This is a genomic window from Massilia sp. 05N420 (genome assembly GCF_056397205.1).
Genome location: NZ_JBFTMX010000019.1, coordinates 15,579 through 37,641, shown reverse-complemented (window position 1 = coordinate 37,641; position 22,063 = coordinate 15,579). Strand labels below are relative to the sequence as shown.

The following is a 22,063-nucleotide window of genomic DNA, read 5'->3' as shown; positions in this document are numbered from 1 at the left end:
CATGCATCTCAAACGCGTCGGTTCCCAGCCCTCGATGAAGGGCCCGGAACAGTACTTCACCGGCACCGTCCGCATCGACCCGCTCAACAGCGCGCCCGAACCCTCGCGGGTGTCCTGCGCCAGCGTCACCTTCGAACCGGGCGCGCGCTCGGCCTGGCACACGCATCCGCTGGGCCAGACCCTGGTGGTGACCGCCGGCTGCGGCTGGACCCAGTGCGAGGGAGAGGACATCGTCGAGATCCGCGCCGGCGACGTGGTCTGGTGTCCGCCCGGCCACAAGCACTGGCATGGCGCATCGACGACTACCTCGATGACGCACATCGCCATCCAGGAGGCGCTGGACGGCGTGAACGTGGTGTGGCTGGAGAAGGTCAGCGACGAGCAGTATCTGGCGGGGCCGCCGCAACGATAGCGGCGATGAAATCGTCGTGCGTCGGCATCACGTCGACGCACTTGCCGATCACCTGCTCGATATTCCCGAGGAAGCCGAGCAGGTCCTTCTCGTCCAGCAGGCCGGCCAGCGGATGGTGGCCGCGCGGGCGCACGCCCTGGCCGTGGAATACCTGCTGCCAGCCGACTTCCGTGAACAGCTCGTTGTTCTCGCGGATCACGCGGCCGTTCGACTTGTACAGCTCCAGCTTGCGGCGCAGGGTGTCCGGGATGTCCATGGTACGGCAATGGTCCCAGAACGGCGTGTCGCCGCGTTCGGTCGCGTGGTAGTGCAGGATGATGAAGTCGCGGATGCGCTCGACCTCGAATTCGCACTGGCGGTTGAATTCGTCGATGTCGGCCTGGTCGAAGCCGGTGTCCGGGAAGAAGTTCAGCAGGCGCGAGACGGTCGACTGGATCAGGTGAATGGACGTGGATTCCAGCGGCTCCAGGAAGCCGGACGAAAGGCCCACCGCAACCACGTTCTTGTTCCACACCTGCTTGCGCTTGCCGGCCGTGAAGCGCAGCATCCGCGGCTCGGCCAGGGCCTTGCCGTCCAGGTTCTTCATCAGGATGGAAGCGGCTTCGTCGTCGCTCATGAAGCGGCTCGCGTACACGTGGCCGTTGCCGGTGCGGTGCTGCAGGCCGATGCGCCATTGCCAGCCGGCCGGGCGCGCGGTGGCGCGCGTATAGGGCTGCAGCTTCCCGTTCGACTCGCAGGGCACGGCCCAGGCGCGGTCGCAGGGCAGCCAGTGGCTCCAGTCCTCGAAGCCGGTCTTCAGGGTCTGTTCGATCAGCAGGCCGCGGAAGCCCGAGCAGTCGATGAACAGGTCGCCGCCGATCGCCAGGCCGTTCTCCATCACCACCGATTCGATGAAGCCATTGTCGTGCTGGCGCACCTCGACCACCTTGCCCTCGGACCGTACCACGCCGCGGCTCTCGGCAAACTTGCGCAGGTAGCGCGCGTACAAGCCCGCATCCAGGTGGAAGGCGTAGGGAATGTCGGCCAGCGGCGAATTCGGCATCTCGGGCTGCGGCCGCATGAACTTGCCGGCCCTGGCCGCCATGCGGTTGAGCGAGTAATGCTCGAGGTCGGGCGCCTTGCCGGCCTGCCAGGCGCGCAGCCAGTACTGGAAGAATTCGAGTGTCCACAAGGGCTGGCCGAGGACGCCGAAGCCGTGCATGTAGCGCTCGCCCGCCCTGCCCCAGTCGGCGAACTCGATGCCGAGCTTGAAGGTGGCCTTCGTCTCGCGCATGAATTCATCCTCGTTGATACCGAGGGTGGTATTGAACAGGCGGATCATCGGGATCGTCGATTCGCCGACGCCGACGGTGGAGATCTCGTCCGATTCGATCAGGCGGATCGCGTACTTGCCGCGCAGGAGATGCGACAGCGAGGCGGCCGTCATCCAGCCGGCGGTGCCGCCGCCGACGATGACGATGTTCTTCAGGGGGGTCTCGGTTTTCATTGTTCTGCCAGCATATGGAAAAAGCCTCTTGCGCGGCGACGCCGGGCAAGAGGCTTTATATACGACCTATCGGCTCACGCCAACACAGGATTACAGCTTGTAGTTCAGACCGAACAGCACGGTACGGCCGAAGCGGGTGTCCTCGATGACGTTATCCTTGGTCTTGCGATAGCGGATGTAGTGCGCGTCGTTGAGGTTGTTCATCTCCAGCAGCAGGGACAGACCCTTCATCGGACCACTCTGGAACTCGTAGCCGAACTGCAGGTCCAGCACCTTCTCGCCCTGGATGTAGCTCAGTTCGCGGTCGCCGGTGTTGTTGGAGACTTCGCCGATGAAGTCCGAGCGGTAGCGCTCAGCCGCACGTGCCGAGAAGCCGTTCTTCTCGTAGTACAGGGTCAGGCTGGCGACGCGCTTGGACAGGCCCGGCAGGCCCATCGTGCCCGAACCGCCCTGGGCGATGTCCGGCAGGTTGACGGCGCTGGCGTTCTGCGAAGCGTTGGCCACCACGCCGAAACCGTCCAGGTAACGGGTCAGGGTGTTCAGCGGCAGCGATGCGGCCAGTTCGATACCCTTCAGGTTGCCGCCGTTGCCGTTCACCGGCGAGGTGAACAGGCCGATATTGGTCGGCGCCTTGACGGTGCTCGGCAGCAGGAAGGGCGTGAAGTCCACGGTGCGGGCAACGTTCACGACATAGGTATCGAGCTTCTTGTAGAACACCGCGGCGCTGACGTAGGCCTTGCTGTCCCAGTACTTCTCGTACGACAGGTCGACACCCTTGGCGCGGAACGGATCCAGCTTCGGATTGCCGCCGCTGCCGCTGTAGATGCCGCGGGTCGCGTCGAGGCCGAAGCTGCCGCTGGCGCGCATGTCGTTCAGGGTCGGACGGGCCATGATCTTGGCCAGGCCGAAGCGCAGGCTTTGCTGGTTGCCCAGGTCGCCGATCAGGTTCAGGCTCGGCAGGAAGTCGTTGTAGCTGGTGCCGTCGGAAACCGGTGCGGTCGGACGATTGGCATCGCTGGTGCCGCCGTTCTTGTCGACCGAGTACGCGGTCGAATCCTGCTTGGTGTGGATCATCTGCAGGCCGAGGGCGCCACGCAGCGGGATCGCGCCGATTTGCGAATCGATGCCTAGCTTGGCGAAGGCGGTCGCGACTTTCTCGTTGACGATCCAGTCCTTGTTCCAGATGTCCGGGTGATCCTTGCGCTTCAGGTCATACAGGTTGCCGATGTTGGCGACCGGGTCGAAGGTCGGCACGCTGATGCCGCTGTCGCCGGCCAGGGCCGAGCCGCTGCCCGACGGGAACGGGATGCTGGCGTAGGGATTGCCGGCGCCGCCCTTCACGGACAGCAGGTTCTCGGTGTACTCGCGGGTCTTCGAACGGCTCGACACGTTGACGCCGGTGGTCAGCTTGCTGAAGAACATACCGTCCGGCAGGTCGCGCGTAGCGTCCAGGCGGATCGCGTTGATCTTGTCGTAGTTATGCGGGAACTTGACGTAGCCGGCCTGGATGTCGGAGCCGCCCCAGCCCTGCGGGTCGGTCAGCTTGACGACATTGGTGTCGGCGTAGTTCAGGTTCGGCACGAAGGTGTGGCTGCCGGCGGTGAACTGGACGCTGGCCAGGTTGGTCGCGAGCGAGCTGCCATAGGTTTCGATGTTGGTGCCGGTACGCTCGGCCGAGTTGAACGACAGGTCCAGGCTCGCGGTCCAGTCCTGGTTCAGGCGCAGCTTGTTGTTCCAGCCGATCGACTTGCTGGTGTCGCTCCATGCCACGGCGTCGTTGCGGATGACGGCGCGCACGTTGTTGACGGTGCCGGCGGTGACGTTGTTGCCCGACAGGGTCGCGTTGACCAGCTGGCCCGGGCGGTCGTACAGCGGATTGCCCGGATTGTCGAACAGCGGCATCTGGATGCCGTGGGTGCGGGTGTCCTTGTTGTACTTGGTGTAGAACAGGTCGACGGTGCTGGTGAAGTCCTTGCTCGGACGGTACTGCACGACGCCCATGAAGCCGTTGCGGTCCTGCTCGTACTTGTCGGTCCAGGAGTTGAAGCCGTTGTACGGGACGTTGACGGTCTGGCCGTTGTAGGTGGTGGTGCCGTTGCCCCAGCCTTCGAAGCGGGTGGTATCGCCGCTCTTGCCCTGCAGGCGAGCGAAGCCGAAGGCCACGCCGATCTGGCGGTTCATGAACTGGTCGATGTACGAGAAGGTGAAGCGGTTGCCGTGGCCCTTTTCGTTATCCATGCCCAGGCCGGTCTTGTCGCGGCGGTAGTTGACCGCCATGACGCGCTTGTTGAAGTCCAGCGGGCGCACGGTCTGCAGGTCGACGGTGCCCGACAGGCCCTGGCCGACGAGGGCGCCGTCCGGGGTCTTGTAGATCACCACGCCCGACAGCAGCTCGGACGGGTACTGGTCGAACTCGACGCCGCGCGAGTCGCCGGTCGAGACTTGCTCGCGGCCGTTCAGCAGGCCGGTCGAGAAGTCCGGGGACATGCCGCGGATCGAGATGACGGATGCGTTGCCGTGGGCGTCGCGCTGGGCGGTCACGCCAGGCAGGCGGGCGATCGACTCGGCGATCGACTGGTCCGGCAGCTTGCCGATGTCTTCGGCCGAAATCGCTTCGACGATCGAGTCGTTGTTCTTCTTGACGGAGATGGCAGCCTCGATGCCGCGGCGGATACCCGTCACGGTCACGGTCGAGATGCCGGAATTGGTGGCGCCGGTAGCGGCAGCGTCCTGGCTGCTGGTGTCCTGCGCGAGCGCGGCATGGCCGCTCAGGGCCATGAAGACGGCGCAGCCTGCTGCAACCGGGCTGAGCTTGAATGCAATGCTGCCCGGCACAGTGCGCGCCGCGCGCTTATTGATAAGGTTCATTTGTCCCCTCAAATCGTTCAAATCTATGTTTTTTCCCGAAAACACTAGCCGGAGAGCCATCACTACGGGAGCCAGAAGCAAACGTTCTTAGACGTTCTGCTAACGATTCTGTACTAAAACTAGATGCACTGTCAACGGAACTTGCCTTCGACTACGCGAATGTCGATTTTTTACGCGCTTTTCTTAGAGTGAGGCCATATATCGTTGTATTCGAGCTACAAAGCACGCATACAGACGATGTAGTCGTACTACAAACACATTACTTTGCACCAAGAATGTTTGATTTCGCACCAATTTGGTGCAAATTTCCGTAGTAGATTTTCAGCCTATGTCAAGGCAGGTGCCCGGCGACACGTATGTATGCCTTAGAAATGGCGTAGCAAAACTAGAGGTTCAAATAATTACTGTCGTTGAAGACACATCTTTGCTGGTGTATTCTCTGGGCAATAATGCAATGCCGGCACACTTTCCAGGACGCTTGCGTCCGCCAGCCGATGTAGTTGCGCTACTTACGGAGACCTTTCATGCCCGCCACCATCCGCCGCACCCTCGTCAGCTTCCTCCTCGGTACCGCCTTCCTCGCCAGCGGCGCCGCGCGGGCCCAGGCGCCCGCCATCGACCACCTCGACCCGCCCTTCTGGTGGACCGGCATGCACGACCAGCGCCTGCAGTTGATGATCCACGGTCCGGCCATCGCCGACCTCGAGCCGGCGCTCGACTATGCGGGCGTGCGCATCGCCCAGGTGACGCGGGTCACCAACCGCAACTACCTGTTCATCGACCTGGTCATCGATAGCAAAGCCGTGCCGGGCAGCCTGCGCATCGACTTGCGCGGCAAGGGCGACGCGGCGGCGCGCAGCACCTCGTATGACTACCGCCTGCTGGCGCGCGAGAACGGCTCCGCCCAGCGCAAGGGCTTCAATACCAAGGATGCGATCTACCAGATCATGCCGGACCGCTTCGCCAACGGCGATCCCTCCAACGACAGCGTGGCCGGCATGGCCGACAAACTGGACCGCAAGCTGGGCCACGGCCGCCACGGCGGCGACATCCAGGGCATCATCGACCACCTCGACTACATCGCCGGCATGGGCTTCACCCAGCTGTGGCCGACGCCGCTGGTGGAGAACGACATGCCGGCCGCCTCCTACCACGGCTACGCCGCCACCGACCACTACAAGATCGACCCGCGCTACGGCAGCAACGAGGATTACCTGCGCCTGTCGAGGGAAGCGAAGAAGCACGGCATCGGCCTGATCCAGGACGTGGTGCTGTCCCACATCGGCAAGAACCACTGGTGGATGAAGGACCTGCCGACGCCGGACTGGATCAACCATGCCGGCAAGTTCGTCGCGACCCAGCACCACCGCACCGCCGTGCAGGATCCCTACGCCTCGAAGGAAGACGCCAGCAACTTCACCACCGGCTGGTTCAGCCCCGGCATGCCCGACATGAACCAGACCAATCCGCTGGTGGCCAATTACCTCATCCAGAACAATATCTGGTGGATCGAATACGCCGGCCTCTCCGGCCTGCGGATCGACACCTTCGGCTATTCCGACGGCGCCTTCCTGACCGAGTACACGAAGCGCCTGATGGCCGAGTACCCGCAGCTGAACATGGTGGGCGAGGAATGGAGCAAGCTGCCGGCCGTGGTCTCGCACTGGCAGCGCGGCAAGGTGAACTTCGACGGCTACGTCAGCCACATGCCCAGCATGATGGACTTCCCGCTGACGGAGGCGATGCGCACGGCGCTGGCGGATAAGGATGGCAAGAACATCTTCAGCGACGTATATGAAACCCTCTCGCTCGACCACCTGTATCCGGACCCGAGCCGCCTGGTACTGTTCGAAGCCAACCACGACATGGCCCGCATCTACAGCGTCGTCGGCGAAGACTACGACCGCTACAAGATGGACATCGCCTTCGTGATGACGATGCCGCGCATCCCGCACTTCTATACCGGCGACGAGATCCTGATGACCAGCGCGACCAAGGAACGCGACGACAACAGCTACCGCCGCGATTTCCCCGGCGGCTGGGCCGGCGACAAGGTCAACGCCTTCACCGGCGCCGGCCTCACGCCGCGCCAGCGCGAGGCCCAGGACTTCGTGAAGAAGCTGGTCAACTGGCGCAAGAACAGCCCCGTCATCCATCACGGCAAGCTGATGCACTATGGGCCGGAGAACAATACCTATGTCTACTTCCGCTACGACGGCAGCAAGAAGGTGATGGTGGCCTTCAATGCGAACGACAAGGAGACCGTGCTGGATGCGGGGCGCTTCCACGAGATGCTGTCGGGCGTGGCGTCCGGGCGCGATGTCCTGAGCGGGAAGACCTATTCCCTGAAGGACGAGATCAGGTTGCCGGCCAAATCGACCCTCATCCTGGAACTCTGACGTAGTGCCCGCCCTACCCATGAAGCCGACCATTCTTGCCATCGCCGCGGCCTTCGCCGCGCAAACCCTTCCCGCCATCGCCGCCGAAGCGCCGCCGCTGCGCTACGACATCTACGTCCGCGGCGCCTTCAACGGCTGGGGCACCGACAACCGGCTCGCCTACCAGGGCAAGGGCATCTACGAAACCGACATCCTGGTCAGCCCSGGCAACCACGCCTTCAAGATCGGCAGCAAGGACTGGAACGCCGAGTGGGTCGCGAATCCGTCGGCCAGCGTGGCGGTGGCGCCGGACAAGGCCTATCCGCTCGCCACCGAGGCCGGCCCCGAAGACTATCTATTCACCAGGCAGACCGCGACCTTCCGCTTCCGCGTCGACGCCTCCGATCCCGCCAGGCCGGTGCTGAGCGTCAGCCGCGTCGAGACGCCGTCCAGCGGACCGGCCGCCGATCCCCACGCCGGCGCCGGCGCGAGCGCATCGCTCAGCTTCCCGACCTGGGACGGCAAACAGGAAACGGCGCGCTTCTCGGTGAAGGATCCGCAGGCGCCGCTGCGCAGCTACGCGCACTCGACCACCATGCAGCTGCGCGATCCCGGACCGCAATACCTGACATATCAGGAAGACCCGCTGCTTCCCCGCGTGCGCAGCGGGAACCTGGCCTTCGATGCCCTGTTCGCCCTGGCCGCCCACGAGATGCGCCAGGATTCCGTGCAGGAGATCCGCGACGGTAACTACAACGGCAACAACGCGATTCCCTGCGACTGCTTCGAGACCGGAGAAAAGTGGCACTACGTCTGGACCCGCGACCTGTCCTATGCGGCCGACCTCGGCCTGGCCATGCTCGACCCGCAGCGGGTGCGCAATTCCCTGCTCTTCAAGCTGTCCGGCTGGCGCGACGGCGTGCCGAAGGCGCCGCATATCGCCGGCACGCCGGACGGCCTGCAGATCGTGCAGGACACCGGCAGCGGCGGCAGCTGGCCGGTCAGCACCGACCGCATCACCTGGGCCTTCGCCGCCGAGGAAGTGCTGAAGTCGCTGCCGCCCGCCGAGCGCAAGGCCTTCGCCGCCACCGCCTTGAAGGCCCTGTCGAACACGATAGCCAACGACCGCATCGCCGCCTTCGACAAGTCCACCGGCTTGTACACGGGCGAGGAATCCTTCCTCGACTGGCGCGACCAGAGCTACGCTGCGTGGATCCCGCAAGACCTGGCCTCGATGGCGAGTTCGAAGGCGCTGTCGACCAATGCCGGCCACTACAAGGCCCTGAGCTTGGCCGCCAGGCTGGCGCGCGAACAGGGAGATCCGACGCGTGCGGCACGCTACGAAGGCTGGGCCAGAGACCTGAAGCGCGCCGTCAACGCCCGCCTGTGGCTGGACGACGCCGGCATGTACAGCAGCCTCACCGCCGCCCATTTCGACGGCGCGCCGATGCACAAGTTCGACTGGCTGGGGCAGTCGCTCGCCATCCTCACCGGCATCGCCGACGACAAGCGCGCACGCCGCATCCTGGCCAGCTATCCGCACGGCCCGATGGGCGCGCCGGTGATCTGGCCGCAGCAGCTCGACATGCCGGTCTACCACAACCGCGCCATGTGGCCCTTCGTGACGGCGTATGGCCTGCGCGCCGCGGCAGCGGGCCGCAACGTGGCCGTCGCCGACGCCGCCTACGACTCGCTGATGCGCGGCGCGGCCCTGAACATGTCGAACATGGAGAACCTCGAGTGGCTGTCCGGCCAGCCGCTGCTGCTGGACGAAGCCCATACCAACCTGATCGGACCGGTGATCAACTCGCGGCGCCAGCTGTGGTCCGTCGGCGCCTACCTGGGCATGGTGGTGCGCAACGTGTTCGGGGTCTCGACCACCAATGAGGGCATCGCCCTGCAGCCCTTCGTGACGGCCAGGCTGGGCGCCAAGGTGTTCGCCGCCGGCGATGCGGCTTCGCTGAACAACCTGCGCCTGCAGGGCCATGTGCTGGATGTGACCCTGCGCCTGCCCGCGCGCGCCGCGGCGGGCACGAACGGCGCGAACGGCGTATATACCGTCGAGCGCATCCTCCTGAACGGCAAGCCGGCCGGCAGCAGCATCCCGTGGGGCGCGCTGGCTGCGGACAACCGGATCGAGATCGTGCTCGGCAAACTGGAGGCCGGCGAGCAGGCGATCCGGCGCGTAAACGCCGATCCCTATGTGGAGACGCCGGCCGTGTTCGGCCCGCACGAGCCGGTCATCGCCGACCTGAAGCGCGACGGCGCCGGCCATGCCGCGCTGACCATCCAGGCAAAGGACACCGGCAATGTGCGCTACAACGTCTACCGCGACGGCAAGCTGGTGGCCTCGAAGCTGCCGGCCGGCGCCTGGGTCGACGGCAAGGCCTCCGCCACCGCCTGCTATGCCGTCGAGGCGGAATTCACGGGCTCGGGCAACCGCAGCCACCACAGCCGGCCGCGCTGCATGGATGCCGGCGTCGAGATCCCGGCCACGGACAAGCGCGTGAGCGCGGACGTGGCGCTGGCTGCACCGAACGCCCGCTTCGACGAAGCCCGCCTGGCCGGCTGGGGCAAGCCGCAGGACCGCTTCAGCGTCAGGGACATCAAGGTGCCGGCGGCCGGCGACTACGCCGTGCAGGTCCGTTATCACAACGGCGCCAACCAGGTGAACCTGGGCATCAGCGGTGGCGTAAAATGGCTGACGGTCAAGGATGAGTCGGGCGCCATCGTCGCGCAGGGCGTGGTGCAGCTGCCGCACGCGCGCATCGAGAAGGCGCATACGCCGACGGTGTATTCGACGCCGCTGGCGGTGAAGCTGAAAGGGAACGGCGCCTACCGCGTCGAGATGAGCGACTTCTACAATATGAGCTACCTGCAGAGCAACAGCAGCTTCAGCGCGGCCGGCGGCCTCGATGGCCCATCCAACCGCTTCGACATCTATGGCGTGCGCCTGCTGCGCGTGCGCTGAACAGGAAAGCCATGAAACGAATCAGCATGAAGACGATGGCAGCGGCGGCAATGGCCGCGCTGCTGGCGCTGGCGGCCTCCCAGGCCGGCGCCACCACGGTGCGGGTGCACTACCCGGCCGGCAAGGAAGAGATCCACATCATCGGCGACAAGGGAGCGATGAGCTGGTCGAAGAGCGTGCCGGCCCAGCGGCCCGAGGGCCCGCTGAACGTCTGGACCTATACCTGGCCGGACGAGCTGGGCGAGGTGCAGATGAAGCCGACGCTGGGCACGGACAAGGTCTCGATCGGCGGCGCCTACAAGCTGCCGGCCGGCGCCACCGTCGACATCTATCCCTTCTTTGGCGCGCCCTTCGGCAAGGTGACGATCGTGAAGGACTTCGCCTCGCCCCAGCTGAAGAACAGCCGCTCGCTGCGCGTCTACCTGCCGCCCAGCTATGCGGAGAACCCGGCCAAGCGCTACCCGGTGCTGTACATGCACGACGGCCAGAACCTGTTCGACGCCAAGACCGCCTCCTTCGGCGTCGAATGGGGCGTCGACGAAACCATGAACCGCCTGGTGGCGATGGGCACGGTGGACGAGGTGATCGTGGTCGGCATCGACAACACGCCGGACCGCATCCCCGAATACACGCCCTGCTGCGACCCGAAATACGGCGGCGGCAAGCTGGATGCCTACGCCGCCTTCATCGTCGACACCGTCAAGCCCTACATCGACCGGAGCTACCGCACGCTGCCGGGCAAGGCGAATACCGCGATCATGGGCTCCTCGCTGGGCGGGATCGCCTCGGTCGCGATCGCGCAGCGCTATCCGGACATCTTCTCGAAGGCGGGCGGCGTCTCCAGCTCCTTCTGGTGGAACAACGGCGCCCTCATCACCAAGCTGCCGGCGCGCGTGCCGGTCAAGTTCTACCTCGACGCCGGCACCCGGGACGACGGCCTCGACGACACGACCAGGATGGTCGAGGCCATGCGGGCCAAGGGCTACAAGGAGAGCGAGGACCTGATGTTCTTCAAGGCCGAAGGCGGGAAGCACAACGAGGCTTCCTGGGCGGCGCGGGTGGAGAAGCCGATTACGTGGTTCTTCCCTTGGGGGAGCACGAAGCAGTAACCTTACAACGTCGTTCCCGCGCCAGGTAAACGTCGTCCCCGCGGAGGCGGGGACCCAAGTTCGTCGCGTACCACCAGCGTTTAACTTTGCACGTACTCACATAAACTTGGATCCCCGCCTTCGCGGGGACGACGGGTTTAAGCGCGGGAACGACGTTATAGTTCCAGGCTGTACAAATTACTCCCCGCATCGTCCGGCACCAGATGTGTAAAGTGCACGAAATTCATCCCCAGCTTGCGCAGCAAGCCGTTCGACGCCAGGTTGTTCGGTGAGGTAATCGCCAGCAGGCGCCGGATGCCGATGGTCGGCGCGTAGTCCAGCACGGCGCGCGCCGCTTCGAAGGCATAGCCCTGGCCGCGCCAGTCGGGCAGGTAGGCGTAGCCTATGTCGATCTCGTCCAGGGTGTCGCGCTTGATCAGGCCGCACATGCCGATGGCGACGTGCCCGTCCGGGCTCCCTTCTTCGTTCAATTCGACCATGTACAGCGAGTGGCCGCGCGTCTCCTGCATCGCGATCGGCCCGGCCAGCAGGGCCTGGCGCGCATCGTCGAGGCTGCGGATGCCGCGGTCGCCGATGTGCTCGATGAAGGCCGGGTCGTTGACCAGCGTGTAATAGAAGGCGGTGTCGTCGAGGTTTGCGGTGCGCAGCCGCAGGCGCGCGGTCCGGGCGATCTCCATGCGTTCAGTCTTCCTCCGGATGGTCCCAGCGGGCCGGGTCTTCCAGCAATTTGTACATCACATAGGCGTCGACATACCCCAGCCGGCGGTGCCGGTAAGCCTTGGGCAGGGTGCCGACGATCGAGAAGCCGAGCCGCTTCCACAGGTTGATGGCCGGCGAATTGGTGCTGACCACGTAATTGAACTGCATCGCCAGGTAGCGCTGGCGGCGCGCCTCCTCGATGCTGTGCTCGCCCAACATGCGGCCGATACCCACCCCCTGGGCGTTCGGGCTGACCATATAGGAGGCGTTGGCCACGTGGTCGCCGCGTCCGAGATGGTTGGGCTGCAGCTTGTACATCCCGAGTATGCGCTCGCCGCCCTTCACCGCCACGAAGGTCGTCGCACTGGGCGCGAACCAGTAGTCGTGACTGTCTTCACGGCTGGTGGCGGGACCATGGGCGAATGTCTCACCGGTGGCGACATGCGCCTGAAAGATGGTCCACATGGCACTGAAGTCGGCGTCGCGTGCTGGTCGAATCTGGATGTCTCTCACTGCAGGCCTGCTCGAATGTAACGAAAGCGCAAGATTCTAAACCGGGAATTGTCCGCACGGCTAGGGAAAAATGTAACCGCATTTACACAAAGAAACTGAATTACAGTAAGCAACTTTTTCCGAATTTCTAGGATGTTTGTTCGCCGTGTTTACCGATATTCTCCTGTGTTTACCTTGTATAGACATGGTTGACTAACATTCTTACTCCTTGCGTGTCAAACGGAAATTTACAACGCCTGGCCGGCCCGGCAGGCGCAGGCTGGCGTGTGCCGGCGGCGCTTCGCTGACGATCTGTCCGCGGCGCAATACCAGGCGGCGCGCGGCGCGCAGGCGGATCGCCTCGGCCGGGCTGCCGGCGTCGAGCAACACCAGGTCCGCGTGGCAGCCGGGGGCGATACCATAGTCCCGCAGGCCGAGGATGCGCGCAGGCGTCTCCGTCACCGCCTGGAAGCATTGGCGCATCGCGGCCTGGCCCGTCATCTGGGCCACGTGCAGGCCCATGTGGGCCACCTCCAGCATGTCGCCGGAACCGAGGCCGTACCAGGGGTCCATCACGCAATCGTGGCCGAAGGCAACCGGCACCCCGGCCGCCAGCAGCTCCGGCACGCGGGTCATGCCGCGCCGCTTCGGATAGGTATCGTGGCGGCCCTGCAGGGTGATGTTGATGAGCGGGTTCGCGATCGCCGCCACGCCCGATTCGGCAATCAGGGGCAGCAGCTTGCTGACATAGTAGTTGTCCATCGAATGCATCGAGGTCAGGTGGGAGCCGGTCACCCTGCCCTGCAGCCCCAGGCGCTGCGTCTCGAAGGCCAGGGTCTCGATGTGGCGCGACAGCGGATCGTCGGTCTCGTCGCAGTGTATGTCGACCATCAGCCCCTGCCTAGCTGCGAACTCGCACAGCAGGCGCACCGATTCCGCGCCCTGCGCCATGGTGCGCTCGAAATGCGGGATGCCGCCGACCACGTCCACGCCCATGGCGATCGCACGTTTCAGGTTGTCGAAGGCGCCGGGGCTGCGCAGCAGGCCGTCCTGCGGGAAGGCGACCAGCTGCAGGTCGATGTAAGGCGCCACGCGCCGCTTCACCTCGAGCAGGGCCTCGACCGCCAGCAGCCGGTCGTCGCAGACGTCGACGTGGGTGCGGATCGCCAGCAGCCCGCGCGCCACCGCCCAGTCGCAGTAGCGCATCGCGCGTTCGATCAGGTCTTCCTGCAGCAGTTGCGGTTTCAGTTCGCCCCAAAGCGCGATCCCTTCGAGCAGGGTGCCGGACTCGTTCACGCGCGGCAGGCCGTAGCTGAGGGTGGCGTCCATGTGGAAGTGGGCGTCGACGAAGGGCGGGCTCACCAGGTCGCCGCCGGCGTCGATCTCGCGCCTGCCTGTCAGCGCCAGTTGCGGGCCGACCTCGGCGATGCGTTCGCCGTCGATGGCGATGTCCATGGAATGGCGGCCATCGGCCAGGGTGGCGTTGCGGATAACTAAGTCCATATACGGTCTCCCGATGAGGTAATTGATTGTACTGTCAATGATCTGGATTAAGAAACTATGCTGCGACGCAAGATTTCCTTGCAAAAACAACACAAAATACTTCTTTCCAACACTACCGAACAGCTTTACACTAGGCTTTATTGCAGTGCGTCATAACTGAATAAAAAGGGATCCAGATGACTCCATTTTCCGACCAGTTGGCCGCCGTCCGCCAGGCTCAATGGGAAGCCCAGCTCGACTTGTTCCGCAAGCTTACTGCCCGTGCGCTCGACAGTGCCGGCCAGATCGCCGCGCTCAACGTGCGCACCTCGCGCGCATCGATCGAACAGGCGGCCGGCACCGTGAAGCACCTGCTCGAAGCGCGCGAACCGCGCGACCTGATGGCCCTTGGCGCCGACGCCCAGGGGCAATGGCATACCCTGTTCTCCTACGGCCGCGAACTGTTCGGGCTCGCCGTCGGCGCACGTGCGCTGCCGGCCACCATCCCGCTGCTGGCCACGCCGGCGCCGACCGCCAACGTCCCGACCAGCTACTCGCAGATCATGGAACAGGCCTCGATCGCCACCGCCGATGCGGCCACCATCACCAGCGAGATCGCCGCCGCGGCCGTGGACATCGGCGCCGCGCATGCCGAAGCCGCGCTCGATGCCGCCCAGCCGAAAGCCGCGCCCGCCGACGCCCGGCAGGCCCAGGCCGAAGCCGCCATCGAGACCGCCATCGCCGACGACCTCCCGCCGGCCGAGCCGAAGCCGCTGGCCAAGGCACTGCACGAGGTCTCGCCCATGCCGGCCGGCGCCGAGCATCCGCTCGCCTCCACCGTGCCGCTGGAAGCACAAGCGAAGGTCGAACTGCCGCCGGTGACGCCGCCGGAAAGCATCGCCCCGGCCAGGCCGCCGCGCAGCTCGCGCAGGAAGTAGGCAGCAGGGCAGGCCCCTGCCAAAAATAGTACAGTAGCGGTCCTCGCAACAAGAACGAATAACGGGACACGCAATGGGTTTGGCAAGGCTGATCGGCGGCTTCGTACGCCGTCACTGGCGTTCGTATGCGTCGTCGGCGGTGATGCTGTTCGGCGTCGCCCTGTGCTCGGTGCTGGTGCCGCGCAAGGTCGGCGCCACCATCGACGCCCTGGCGGCGCACCGCATCCAGGGACAGGAACTCACGATCCAGCTACTGCAGCTGCTCGGCCTCGGGCTGGCGATCTACGTCCTGCGCGTGGCCTGGCGGCTGCGCCTGTACTCCGCCGCCTACCGCCTCGGGGTCGAGCTGCGCACCAGGCTGTATGCGCGGCTGTCGGCACAGGGCCCGGCCTTCTACCAGCGCCAGCGCACCGGCGACCTGATGGCGCTCGCCACCAACGACGTCGACGCCATCGAGCAGGCCGCCGGCGAGGCGATGCTGGCCGGCTTCGACGGCACCCTCACCCTGGTCATGGTGTTGGGGATCATGTTCCTCGGCGTAGACTGGCGCCTGACCCTGATCGCCCTGCTGCCCTTCCCGCTGATGGCGCTGGCCTTCTGGCGCATCTCGAGCCACATCCACACCGCGTCCAGCGATTCGCTGAAGCGCTTTTCCGCCCTCAACGACCACGTGCAGGAAACCCTGAGCGGCGTGCGCACCCTGCGCGCCCTCGGCCTGGAACAGCGCAGCGCAAAACAGTTCGGCGAACTGGCCGCGCGCGCCGCCGACGCCAGCCTGGCGGCCCAGAAATGGGAAGCGGCCTACGAGCCGGCGGTGGGCCTGACCCTGACCGCGGCCACCGGCCTGACCCTCGGCCTGGGCGGCTACCTGGTGTGGAACGACCAGCTCACCATCGGTTCGCTGACCAGCTTCACGATGTACCTGGGCCAGCTGATCTGGCCGATGTTCGCGGCCGGCTGGGTGCTGTCGCTGATCGAGCGCGGACGCGCCGCCCTGGCGCGCCTGCAGCCGCTGCTGGATGCGCCGCTCACGGTCGACGACCACGGCACCGTCGACGTGCTGGCGCGCGGGCCGCTGGTGCTGCGCAATGTGAGCTTTGCCTACACAGGACAAGAGAAGCCGGCGCTGAAGCAGGTATCGGTCAGCCTGGCGCCGGGGCAGACCCTGGGCCTGGTCGGCCCCACCGGTGCCGGCAAGTCGACCCTGCTGCGGGTGCTGCTGCGCCAGGCCGAGCCCCAGCACGGCACGGTCACCTGGGGCGGCTACGCGCTGGACGAATACCTGCTTGCCACCCTGCGTTCCGGGATCAGCTGGGTGCCGCAGGAATCCTTCCTGTTCTCGGCCTCCATCGCCGAGAACATCGCACTGGCACGTCCGAGCGCCTCGCGCGCCGAGATCGAGCAGGCGGCGAAGATGGCCGACATCCACGACGACATCCTGCGCTTCCCGGACGGCTACGACACCCCGGTCGGCGAAAAAGGCATCACCCTGTCCGGCGGCCAGCGCCAGCGCGTGGCGATCGCGCGCTCGCTGCTGGCGCAAAGCCCGTTGCTGCTGCTCGACGATGCCCTGTCGGCGGTGGACACCGGCACCGAGACCCGTATCCTCGAACACCTCGACGAACTGCGCGCGAATCGCCCGGAACTGTCGGCGGTGATCGCCAGCCACCGCCTGTCGGCCGTGGTGAAGGCCGATCTCATCATCGTGCTGAAGGATGGCCGCATCGTCGAATCCGGCACCCACGAGGCCTTGCTCGCCGAAGACGGCTGGTACGCCAGCCAGTGGCGCTATCAACAACTGGAGGCGAGCCTCGATGTTCAATAAAAATACCCAGGCGAAGCAGGCGGCCGGCCTGCTGCGCCGCGCCGCGCATCCGGACCGCGCCCACCTGGTCTGGGCCACCGGCTGGCTGATCCTGGCCGCCGGCCTCGAAGTGCTCGGCCCCCTGCTGGGCAAGAAGCTGATCGACGAACACCTGCTGCCCCATCATCTCGACTGGACCCGCATGGCACTGCTGCTGGGCGGCGTGCTGGTCACCGGCTGGGCCGCGTCCTGGATCCGCTTCCTGCAGCTGGTGCGCCTGTCCGGCCTGGCGATGCGCTCGGTGCAGCGCCTGCGCGAATGGGTGTACGGCCACGTGCTGCGCCTGCCGATGGCCTTCTTCGACCGCGCCATCACCGGCCAGCTGGTGAGCCGCGTGACCAACGACACCGAGGCGGTGAAGACCCTGTATATCCAGGTGCTGTTCGTGATCCTCGACAGTAGCATCGTGCTGGTCGGGACCTCGATCGCGATGGCCTGGCTCGACTGGCACCTGATGCTGATCGTGCTGGCCCTGCTGCCGGCCGTGCTGGGCATCATCTGGCTGTACCAGCGCCTTTCCGCGCCGGCCGTCACCCGCGCCCGCGCCCTGCGCAGCGACATCAACGCCCAGATGGCGGAATCGATCGGCGGCATGAGCGTGCTGCAGGCGAACAATGCCCAGCACCGCTTCGGCGAGCGCTTCGCCGCCACCAACGACCAGCACTACACGGCGCGCGTGGCCGAGCTGCGCGCCAATGCCTTCCTGCTGCGCCCCGCCCTCGACTTCCTCAACGTGATCCTGCTGGCGGTGGTGATCTTCAGCTTCGGCCGCCAGAGCATGGGCGCGGTCGAGGTCGGGGTGCTGTACGCCTTCATCAGCTATATCGCGCGGGTGGTCGAGCCGCTCATCCAGATCACGATGCAGTTCAGCGGCCTGCAGCAGGCGGTGGTGGCGACCGCGCGCGTGGCGGCCCTGCTGGACGAGACGAACGCACCCGAACACGGCAGGCGTACGGGCAGCGGCGGCCGTCCGGCCGATGGTCCGGCGAACATCGATCCGCATGCGCCGGCGGTACAGGTGCGCAACCTGAGCTTCGCCTACGTCGAAGGCCAGACCGTGCTGCACCACCTGTCGCTCGAGATCCCGCAGGGCGCCTTCTTCGGCATCGTCGGCCATACCGGCAGCGGCAAGTCGACCCTGCTGTCGCTGCTGCTGCGCTACTACCCGGTACGGAACGGCAGCATCGAGATCCATGGCGAGCCGCTGGCCGCCATCGACAACGAACGCTTCCGCAGCGAGGTCGGGCTGGTGCCGCAGGATCCCTTCCTGCTGGCGGCGTCGGCGCGCGAGAACATCGACATGGGGCGCGGACTCTCCGATGAGGCGATCGAGACCGCGGCGCGCGCCGCCCATGCCCACGACTTCATCGTGGCGCTCGAACAAGGCTACGACACGCCGCTGGGCGAAGGCGGCTCGCGCCTGTCGTCCGGCCAGAAGCAGCTGATCGCGATCGCGCGCGCCCTGGCCGGAAAGCCGCGCATCCTGCTGCTGGACGAAGCGACCTCGCGCATCGACAGCCAGACCGAGCAGATCGTGCAGCAGGCCGTGGTCGGGCTGCGCGGCAAGGTGACCGTGATCGCCATCGCGCACCGCCTGTCGACCATCCGCGACGCCGACCGCATCATCGTGCTGAACCACGGCCGCATCAGCGAAGCCGGCAAGCATGAGGAGCTGATGCGCATCGAAGGCGGCCTGTACCAGCGCCTCTACCTGCTGCAGCAGCTGGCGGTTTGAGCAGGGGGATAGCGCCTGTCTATACAGCCCATGAGCCCAAGGAATACATATGTAGCTTTTTCGCATATACCCGGGAAAATATGTATTTCTTTGTAGCAAGCGGCGTACAATGACCGGCTGTGTCCCGCACGGGACGATCGTCACTCCCCTGAGGAACCATGCTGGCAGGCCACCATCGCGGATCGCATCACCGGCGCAGCCTCGGGCTGCTGGCGGCGCTATTCCTGGCATCCAGCCTGGCCTTCGCTGACGCTCCCGCGCCGCTGGCCCAGCGCCTTGCCGCGCTCCAGGACGTGGGCCGCTTCGTTCCGCAGCGCGCCCTGCCGCAGCTGATGAAACTGGAGCGGGAAAGCCGCGCCGCGCCGCTGGCCGAGAAAGCCGCCTTCCTCGACCTTGCCTGCAAGACGCACAACAGCCTGGGCCAGAACGACGTCGCCGACAGGCTGTGCGACGAGCTGATCCAGCTCGGCCAGCAGCATGCCGACAACACGATCACCGCGCGCGGCCTGCTGGCCAAGGGCTATGTGCAGTTCTCGATGAACGAACTGGCCCTGTCCCACCAGTTGATCTGGCAGGCGGAAAAGCTGGCTGCCGGCAGCCGCGACATGGACCTGCGGGTGCGCGTCACCATCTCTTCCGGCGAGTCCTTCGGCGAGGACGGCAACTYCCCGATGGCGCTGACCAGGCTGCAGGCTGCGGCCAACCTCTCACGCGAGAGCGGCCAGCCGATGCTGATGGTGATCGCCTACAACTCGCTGGCCAATCTGTACGACCAGATGCGCGAATACGAAAAAGGCTTCGACGCGCTAAAGGAGGCCTACCGCGCCGCGGAGAGCATCGACTCCCCGGGGCGCCYGGCGACGCTCAAGATTACCGAGTACGCGCTGTCGATGGACTCCGGCCAGACCCGGCGCGGACTGAAGGCCCTGCTGGAGGCGGTGGAACTGGAGCGCAAGATCGGCGCCGGCCCGATGGTCGCGACCGCGCTGGTCAATCTCTCCGACTTCTACCTGAAGGAGAAGGATTATCGTAATGTCCTCTCCTACGGCCAGCAGGCGCTGGAACAGGCGCGCCTGATCAATAAAGAAAGCTCGATGGCGACGGCGCGCGTGAACATCGGCCAGGCCTACCTGGCCCTCGGCCGCCTGGCCGAAGGCAAGCAGAGCATCGAAGAAGGCATGGCCTGGTACGAGAAGTCGGGCGACAAGCCGCAGCTGCAATCCGTGCTGGCCGAATACGGCGACGCGCTGGAGCGCGCCGGCGACCTGCCCGGCGCCCTGAATGCCTACCATCGCGAGCGCACCCTGTCGAACGAGCTGTTCGAAAAGCGGCGCCAGAAGGCGGTGATGGAGCTGCAGGAAAAGTACGAGGCCGACAAGGCCAAGCGCCAGATCGAGCTGCTGCGCCAGGAAAACCAGGTCAAGACCACCGAGATCGACAACCGCCGCCTGCAGCAGCGCGTGTGGTGGCTGCTGGCGCTGGTATTCGCGCTGTCCTCGGTGATCGTCTACTTCTTCTACCGCAAGGTACGCCAGGCCAACGCCCAGCTCGAAGAAAAGAATCTGGAACTCAAGCAGCAGAGCGCACGCGATCCGCTGACCGCCCTGTACAACCGCCGCCACTTCCAGGAATTCATGCGCGGCCAGCAGGAGATTACCCCGTCCTCCGCGAACGACGAGATGGTCAGCGCGATCTACCTGATGGACGTCGACCACTTCAAGCACATCAACGACACCTACGGCCACGGCGCCGGCGATGCGGTGCTGCGCGAGATTTCCGACGCCCTGCGCGAGATCCTGCGCGAGACCGACATGATCGTGCGCTGGGGCGGCGAGGAATTCCTGGCCTTCCTGCCGGCGGTACCACGCGGCAGCCTGGACGATGTGGCGCGCCGCCTGCTGAGCGGCATCCCGGCCCGCACCATCGACTACCAGGGCATCCAGCTGTCGGTGAACGTCTCGATCGGCTTCGCGCCCTTCCCGCTTGCGCCGGGCGGCAAGTCGATGTCCTGGGAACGCGCCGTCAACCTGGTCGACATGGCGCTCTACCTGGCCAAGGGCCACGGCCGCAACCGCGCCTACGGCGTGCAGGGCTTCGCCCACGAAACCGGCATGAGCATGGAGCAGATCGAGCAGGACATCGAGGCTGCGTGGCGCGCCGGCAGCGTCGAGCTGTCTGTGGTGCAGGGCAACTGGCCGGAGCTGCGGGCGGTTTCCTRAGCCGAGCGTTCAGCGCGCCGCTTCCTGCATCTTCTCGCCCGCCTTCTCGACCTTCTCTCCGACTTTCGCCGTCACATGATCCAGGTTGCGGCTCGCTTCCGCAGCCGCTTCCTTCGCCTTGTCGCGCGCCCTCTCGGCGGCGGCATCGGCCTTGACCACCTGGTCCTGGACCGCGCTCTGCACCTTGRCGCCGGCATCGTCGACCGCCTTGCCGGCCTTCTGGGCCGGGCCGATGCCGTCGCCGGACGTCGATTGATTGCAGCCGGCCAGCAAGGCCGCGAGCAAAATGGCTGTAGTCGATATGCGATTCATGCTGCTCCTCCTTTCCGGTTACGGGAACTTTGCCTGCTGCTCGGCCTGGGTCTTCAGTGCCCGGCACTCGCGGTTGCCGGCATCGACCATGGTCAGGCATAGCGTCATCTTGTCGGCCGCGGCACCGTAATTGCCGTTCGCCATGTCGCGTTGCGCGCTCTGGATCAGATTGTACGCGGACTGGGCTTTGTCGCCGCCACCGGCGCCGGTCGCCCCGCCGCCCGAAGAACCGGCGGCACTGCGCGGCACGGCCAGCGGGTGGGCGGCGTCGCGGCGTGCGGCCTCGATGCCTTCCTTCATCGCGCGCGTGTCCTCGTCCTCGCCCCAGCGCTTCGTGAACGCCTGCAGGCGAGCGAGTGCCTTGTCCCAGCCGGCCGCCGCCAGCGCCGATTCGACCGCGGCGCTGGTCTCGCTCCATGCCCTGGCGCGCTGGCGCCGCTTCGTACAAATGGCCGCTTCGTCGTTCAGCGCCTGCTGCAGGCGCTGCAGCTGTTCCGGCGTGGCGCGGGTCTTGCGCAGGGCGATCAGCTCGGCCTGGGCATCGCTGCCCTTGCACTCGCGCGCCAGGGCGATCGCGGCGTCGATGCGGCGGTCGATCTTCTTGGTCGACGGCTTGGCCATCAGCCACACGCCCCACAGCACGACCAGCGCCAGCACCCACCAGCGCAGCCGGATCGGCTTGCGCCGGGGCGGGTGCGCGGCCAATGGCGGGCGTGGGACTTCCTGGCGCGGCGGCGCTGGCGGTGGCGTTGGCGGAGGCGGCGGTGTGGAAGCGCCCTTGGCGCTGTGGCCGAAGGCGGTCGCGCTCGGGGTGGGCGGCACGGGCGGCTTGAGCTCGGGCTTTGCTTCGGGCTTTGCTTCGGGCTTGATCTCCGGCGCGATGGCGGGCGGCGGCGCATCCGACCAGCCGGACAGCGATGCCGCCGCGCTCGCCCCTGCGGCCGCAGCGACCGCGGCGGCGGAGCCGGTCGCGGCCGACGGTGTGCGCGTACCGGCGTGCGCCTGCGCCGTCCCGCACCAGGGACAGTAGTTCACGGGCCGCGGCGCCGGCCGGCCGCAGGTCTCGTTGATACAGCGGTAGATCGCTTCGTCTTGCAC

General features: G+C 65.9%; 14 protein-coding genes. 8 read left to right on the top strand and 6 right to left on the bottom strand.

The window, feature by feature from the left end:
* The first annotated feature begins 1 nt into the window (after position 1).
* Positions 2–412: a (R)-mandelonitrile lyase gene (locus AC1DIX_RS14960; RefSeq protein ID WP_442123597.1), complete on the top strand. Its 411-nt coding sequence runs from the start codon at positions 2–4 to the stop codon at positions 410–412.
* Here the strand turns inward: AC1DIX_RS14960 and AC1DIX_RS14955 are convergent.
* Both AC1DIX_RS14955 and AC1DIX_RS14950 read right to left on the bottom strand, forming a co-directional pair.
* Positions 372–1,898 (bottom strand): tryptophan halogenase family protein, encoded by a 1,527-nt coding sequence (locus tag AC1DIX_RS14955; RefSeq protein ID WP_442123598.1) that lies wholly within the window; start codon positions 1,896–1,898, stop codon positions 372–374. The two genes, AC1DIX_RS14960 and AC1DIX_RS14955, sit on opposite strands and share 41 nt — an antisense overlap.
* A gap of 90 nt (positions 1,899–1,988) precedes the next feature.
* The gene (locus AC1DIX_RS14950) at positions 1,989–4,766 is read right to left on the bottom strand and encodes a TonB-dependent receptor (RefSeq protein WP_477325344.1); all 2,778 of its coding nucleotides are present in this window, start codon (positions 4,764–4,766) and stop codon (positions 1,989–1,991) included.
* A gap of 524 nt (positions 4,767–5,290) precedes the next feature.
* On the opposite strand from AC1DIX_RS14950, the gene AC1DIX_RS14945 reads away from it, so the two are divergent.
* From AC1DIX_RS14945 to AC1DIX_RS14935, 3 genes are read left to right on the top strand one after another with little or no spacing between them, the layout of a single operon-like run.
* On the top strand, positions 5,291–7,165 hold the full coding sequence (locus AC1DIX_RS14945) for a glycoside hydrolase family 13 protein (protein WP_477325342.1): 1,875 nt from the start codon (positions 5,291–5,293) through the stop codon (positions 7,163–7,165).
* Positions 7,166–7,184: 19 nt separating this feature from the next.
* Positions 7,185–10,115 (top strand): MGH1-like glycoside hydrolase domain-containing protein, encoded by a 2,931-nt coding sequence (locus AC1DIX_RS14940; RefSeq protein WP_477325340.1) that lies wholly within the window; start codon positions 7,185–7,187, stop codon positions 10,113–10,115.
* An 11-nt stretch (positions 10,116–10,126) separates the two neighbouring features.
* Positions 10,127–11,224 carry an alpha/beta hydrolase gene (locus AC1DIX_RS14935; protein ID WP_477325338.1) on the top strand — a complete coding sequence of 366 codons (1,098 nt, stop codon included), beginning with the start codon at positions 10,127–10,129 and terminating at the stop codon, positions 11,222–11,224.
* A 155-nt stretch (positions 11,225–11,379) separates the two neighbouring features.
* Here AC1DIX_RS14935 and AC1DIX_RS14930 read toward each other — a convergent pair whose 3' ends face one another.
* The 3 genes from AC1DIX_RS14930 to AC1DIX_RS14920 all read right to left on the bottom strand — a co-directional run bounded on the left by AC1DIX_RS14930 (position 11,380) and on the right by AC1DIX_RS14920 (position 13,918).
* Positions 11,380–11,901: a GNAT family N-acetyltransferase gene (locus tag AC1DIX_RS14930; RefSeq protein WP_442123603.1), complete on the bottom strand. Its 522-nt coding sequence runs from the start codon at positions 11,899–11,901 to the stop codon at positions 11,380–11,382.
* 4 nt (positions 11,902–11,905) lie between these two features.
* Positions 11,906–12,436, bottom strand: a complete 531-nt coding sequence (locus tag AC1DIX_RS14925; RefSeq protein WP_442123604.1) for a GNAT family N-acetyltransferase — start codon at positions 12,434–12,436, stop codon at positions 11,906–11,908.
* A gap of 201 nt (positions 12,437–12,637) precedes the next feature.
* Positions 12,638–13,918 carry an amidohydrolase family protein gene (locus AC1DIX_RS14920; RefSeq protein ID WP_477325336.1) on the bottom strand — a complete coding sequence of 427 codons (1,281 nt, stop codon included), beginning with the start codon at positions 13,916–13,918 and terminating at the stop codon, positions 12,638–12,640.
* Positions 13,919–14,094: 176 nt separating this feature from the next.
* Between AC1DIX_RS14920 and AC1DIX_RS14915 the strand changes: the two genes are divergently transcribed.
* The 4 genes from AC1DIX_RS14915 to AC1DIX_RS14900 all read left to right on the top strand — a co-directional run bounded on the left by AC1DIX_RS14915 (position 14,095) and on the right by AC1DIX_RS14900 (position 20,653).
* On the top strand, positions 14,095–14,835 hold the full coding sequence (locus AC1DIX_RS14915) for a phasin family protein (protein WP_477325334.1): 741 nt from the start codon (positions 14,095–14,097) through the stop codon (positions 14,833–14,835).
* 73 nt (positions 14,836–14,908) lie between these two features.
* Positions 14,909–16,660 (top strand): ABC transporter ATP-binding protein, encoded by a 1,752-nt coding sequence (locus AC1DIX_RS14910; RefSeq protein ID WP_477325332.1) that lies wholly within the window; start codon positions 14,909–14,911, stop codon positions 16,658–16,660.
* Positions 16,650–18,434, top strand: a complete 1,785-nt coding sequence (locus AC1DIX_RS14905; protein ID WP_477325330.1) for an ABC transporter ATP-binding protein — start codon at positions 16,650–16,652, stop codon at positions 18,432–18,434. Before AC1DIX_RS14910 ends, AC1DIX_RS14905 begins: the two co-directional genes overlap by 11 nt.
* 158 nt (positions 18,435–18,592) lie before the next feature.
* On the top strand, positions 18,593–20,653 hold the full coding sequence (locus tag AC1DIX_RS14900; protein WP_477325402.1) for a tetratricopeptide repeat-containing diguanylate cyclase: 2,061 nt from the start codon (positions 18,593–18,595) through the stop codon (positions 20,651–20,653).
* A gap of 330 nt (positions 20,654–20,983) precedes the next feature.
* On the opposite strand, the gene AC1DIX_RS14895 is transcribed toward AC1DIX_RS14900, so the two are convergent.
* On the bottom strand, positions 20,984–22,063 hold the full coding sequence (locus AC1DIX_RS14895) for a hypothetical protein (protein ID WP_477325328.1): 1,080 nt from the start codon (positions 22,061–22,063) through the stop codon (positions 20,984–20,986).

What these genes read in the sequence shown, in the direction of transcription:
- AC1DIX_RS14960 (WP_442123597.1), top strand. Translation starts at nt 2, where the DNA reads ATGCATCTCAAACGCGTCGGTTCCCAGCCCTCGATGAAGGGCCCGGAA.
- AC1DIX_RS14955 (WP_442123598.1), bottom strand. Translation starts at nt 1,898, where the DNA reads ATGAAAACCGAGACCCCCCTGAAGAACATCGTCATCGTCGGCGGCGGC.
- AC1DIX_RS14950 (WP_477325344.1), bottom strand. Translation starts at nt 4,766, where the DNA reads ATGAACCTTATCAATAAGCGCGCGGCGCGCACTGTGCCGGGCAGCATT.
- AC1DIX_RS14945 (WP_477325342.1), top strand. Translation starts at nt 5,291, where the DNA reads ATGCCCGCCACCATCCGCCGCACCCTCGTCAGCTTCCTCCTCGGTACC.
- AC1DIX_RS14935 (WP_477325338.1), top strand. Translation starts at nt 10,127, where the DNA reads ATGAAACGAATCAGCATGAAGACGATGGCAGCGGCGGCAATGGCCGCG.
- AC1DIX_RS14930 (WP_442123603.1), bottom strand. Translation starts at nt 11,901, where the DNA reads ATGGAGATCGCCCGGACCGCGCGCCTGCGGCTGCGCACCGCAAACCTC.
- AC1DIX_RS14920 (WP_477325336.1), bottom strand. Translation starts at nt 13,918, where the DNA reads ATGGACTTAGTTATCCGCAACGCCACCCTGGCCGATGGCCGCCATTCC.
- AC1DIX_RS14915 (WP_477325334.1), top strand. Translation starts at nt 14,095, where the DNA reads ATGACTCCATTTTCCGACCAGTTGGCCGCCGTCCGCCAGGCTCAATGG.
- AC1DIX_RS14910 (WP_477325332.1), top strand. Translation starts at nt 14,909, where the DNA reads ATGGGTTTGGCAAGGCTGATCGGCGGCTTCGTACGCCGTCACTGGCGT.
- AC1DIX_RS14905 (WP_477325330.1), top strand. Translation starts at nt 16,650, where the DNA reads ATGTTCAATAAAAATACCCAGGCGAAGCAGGCGGCCGGCCTGCTGCGC.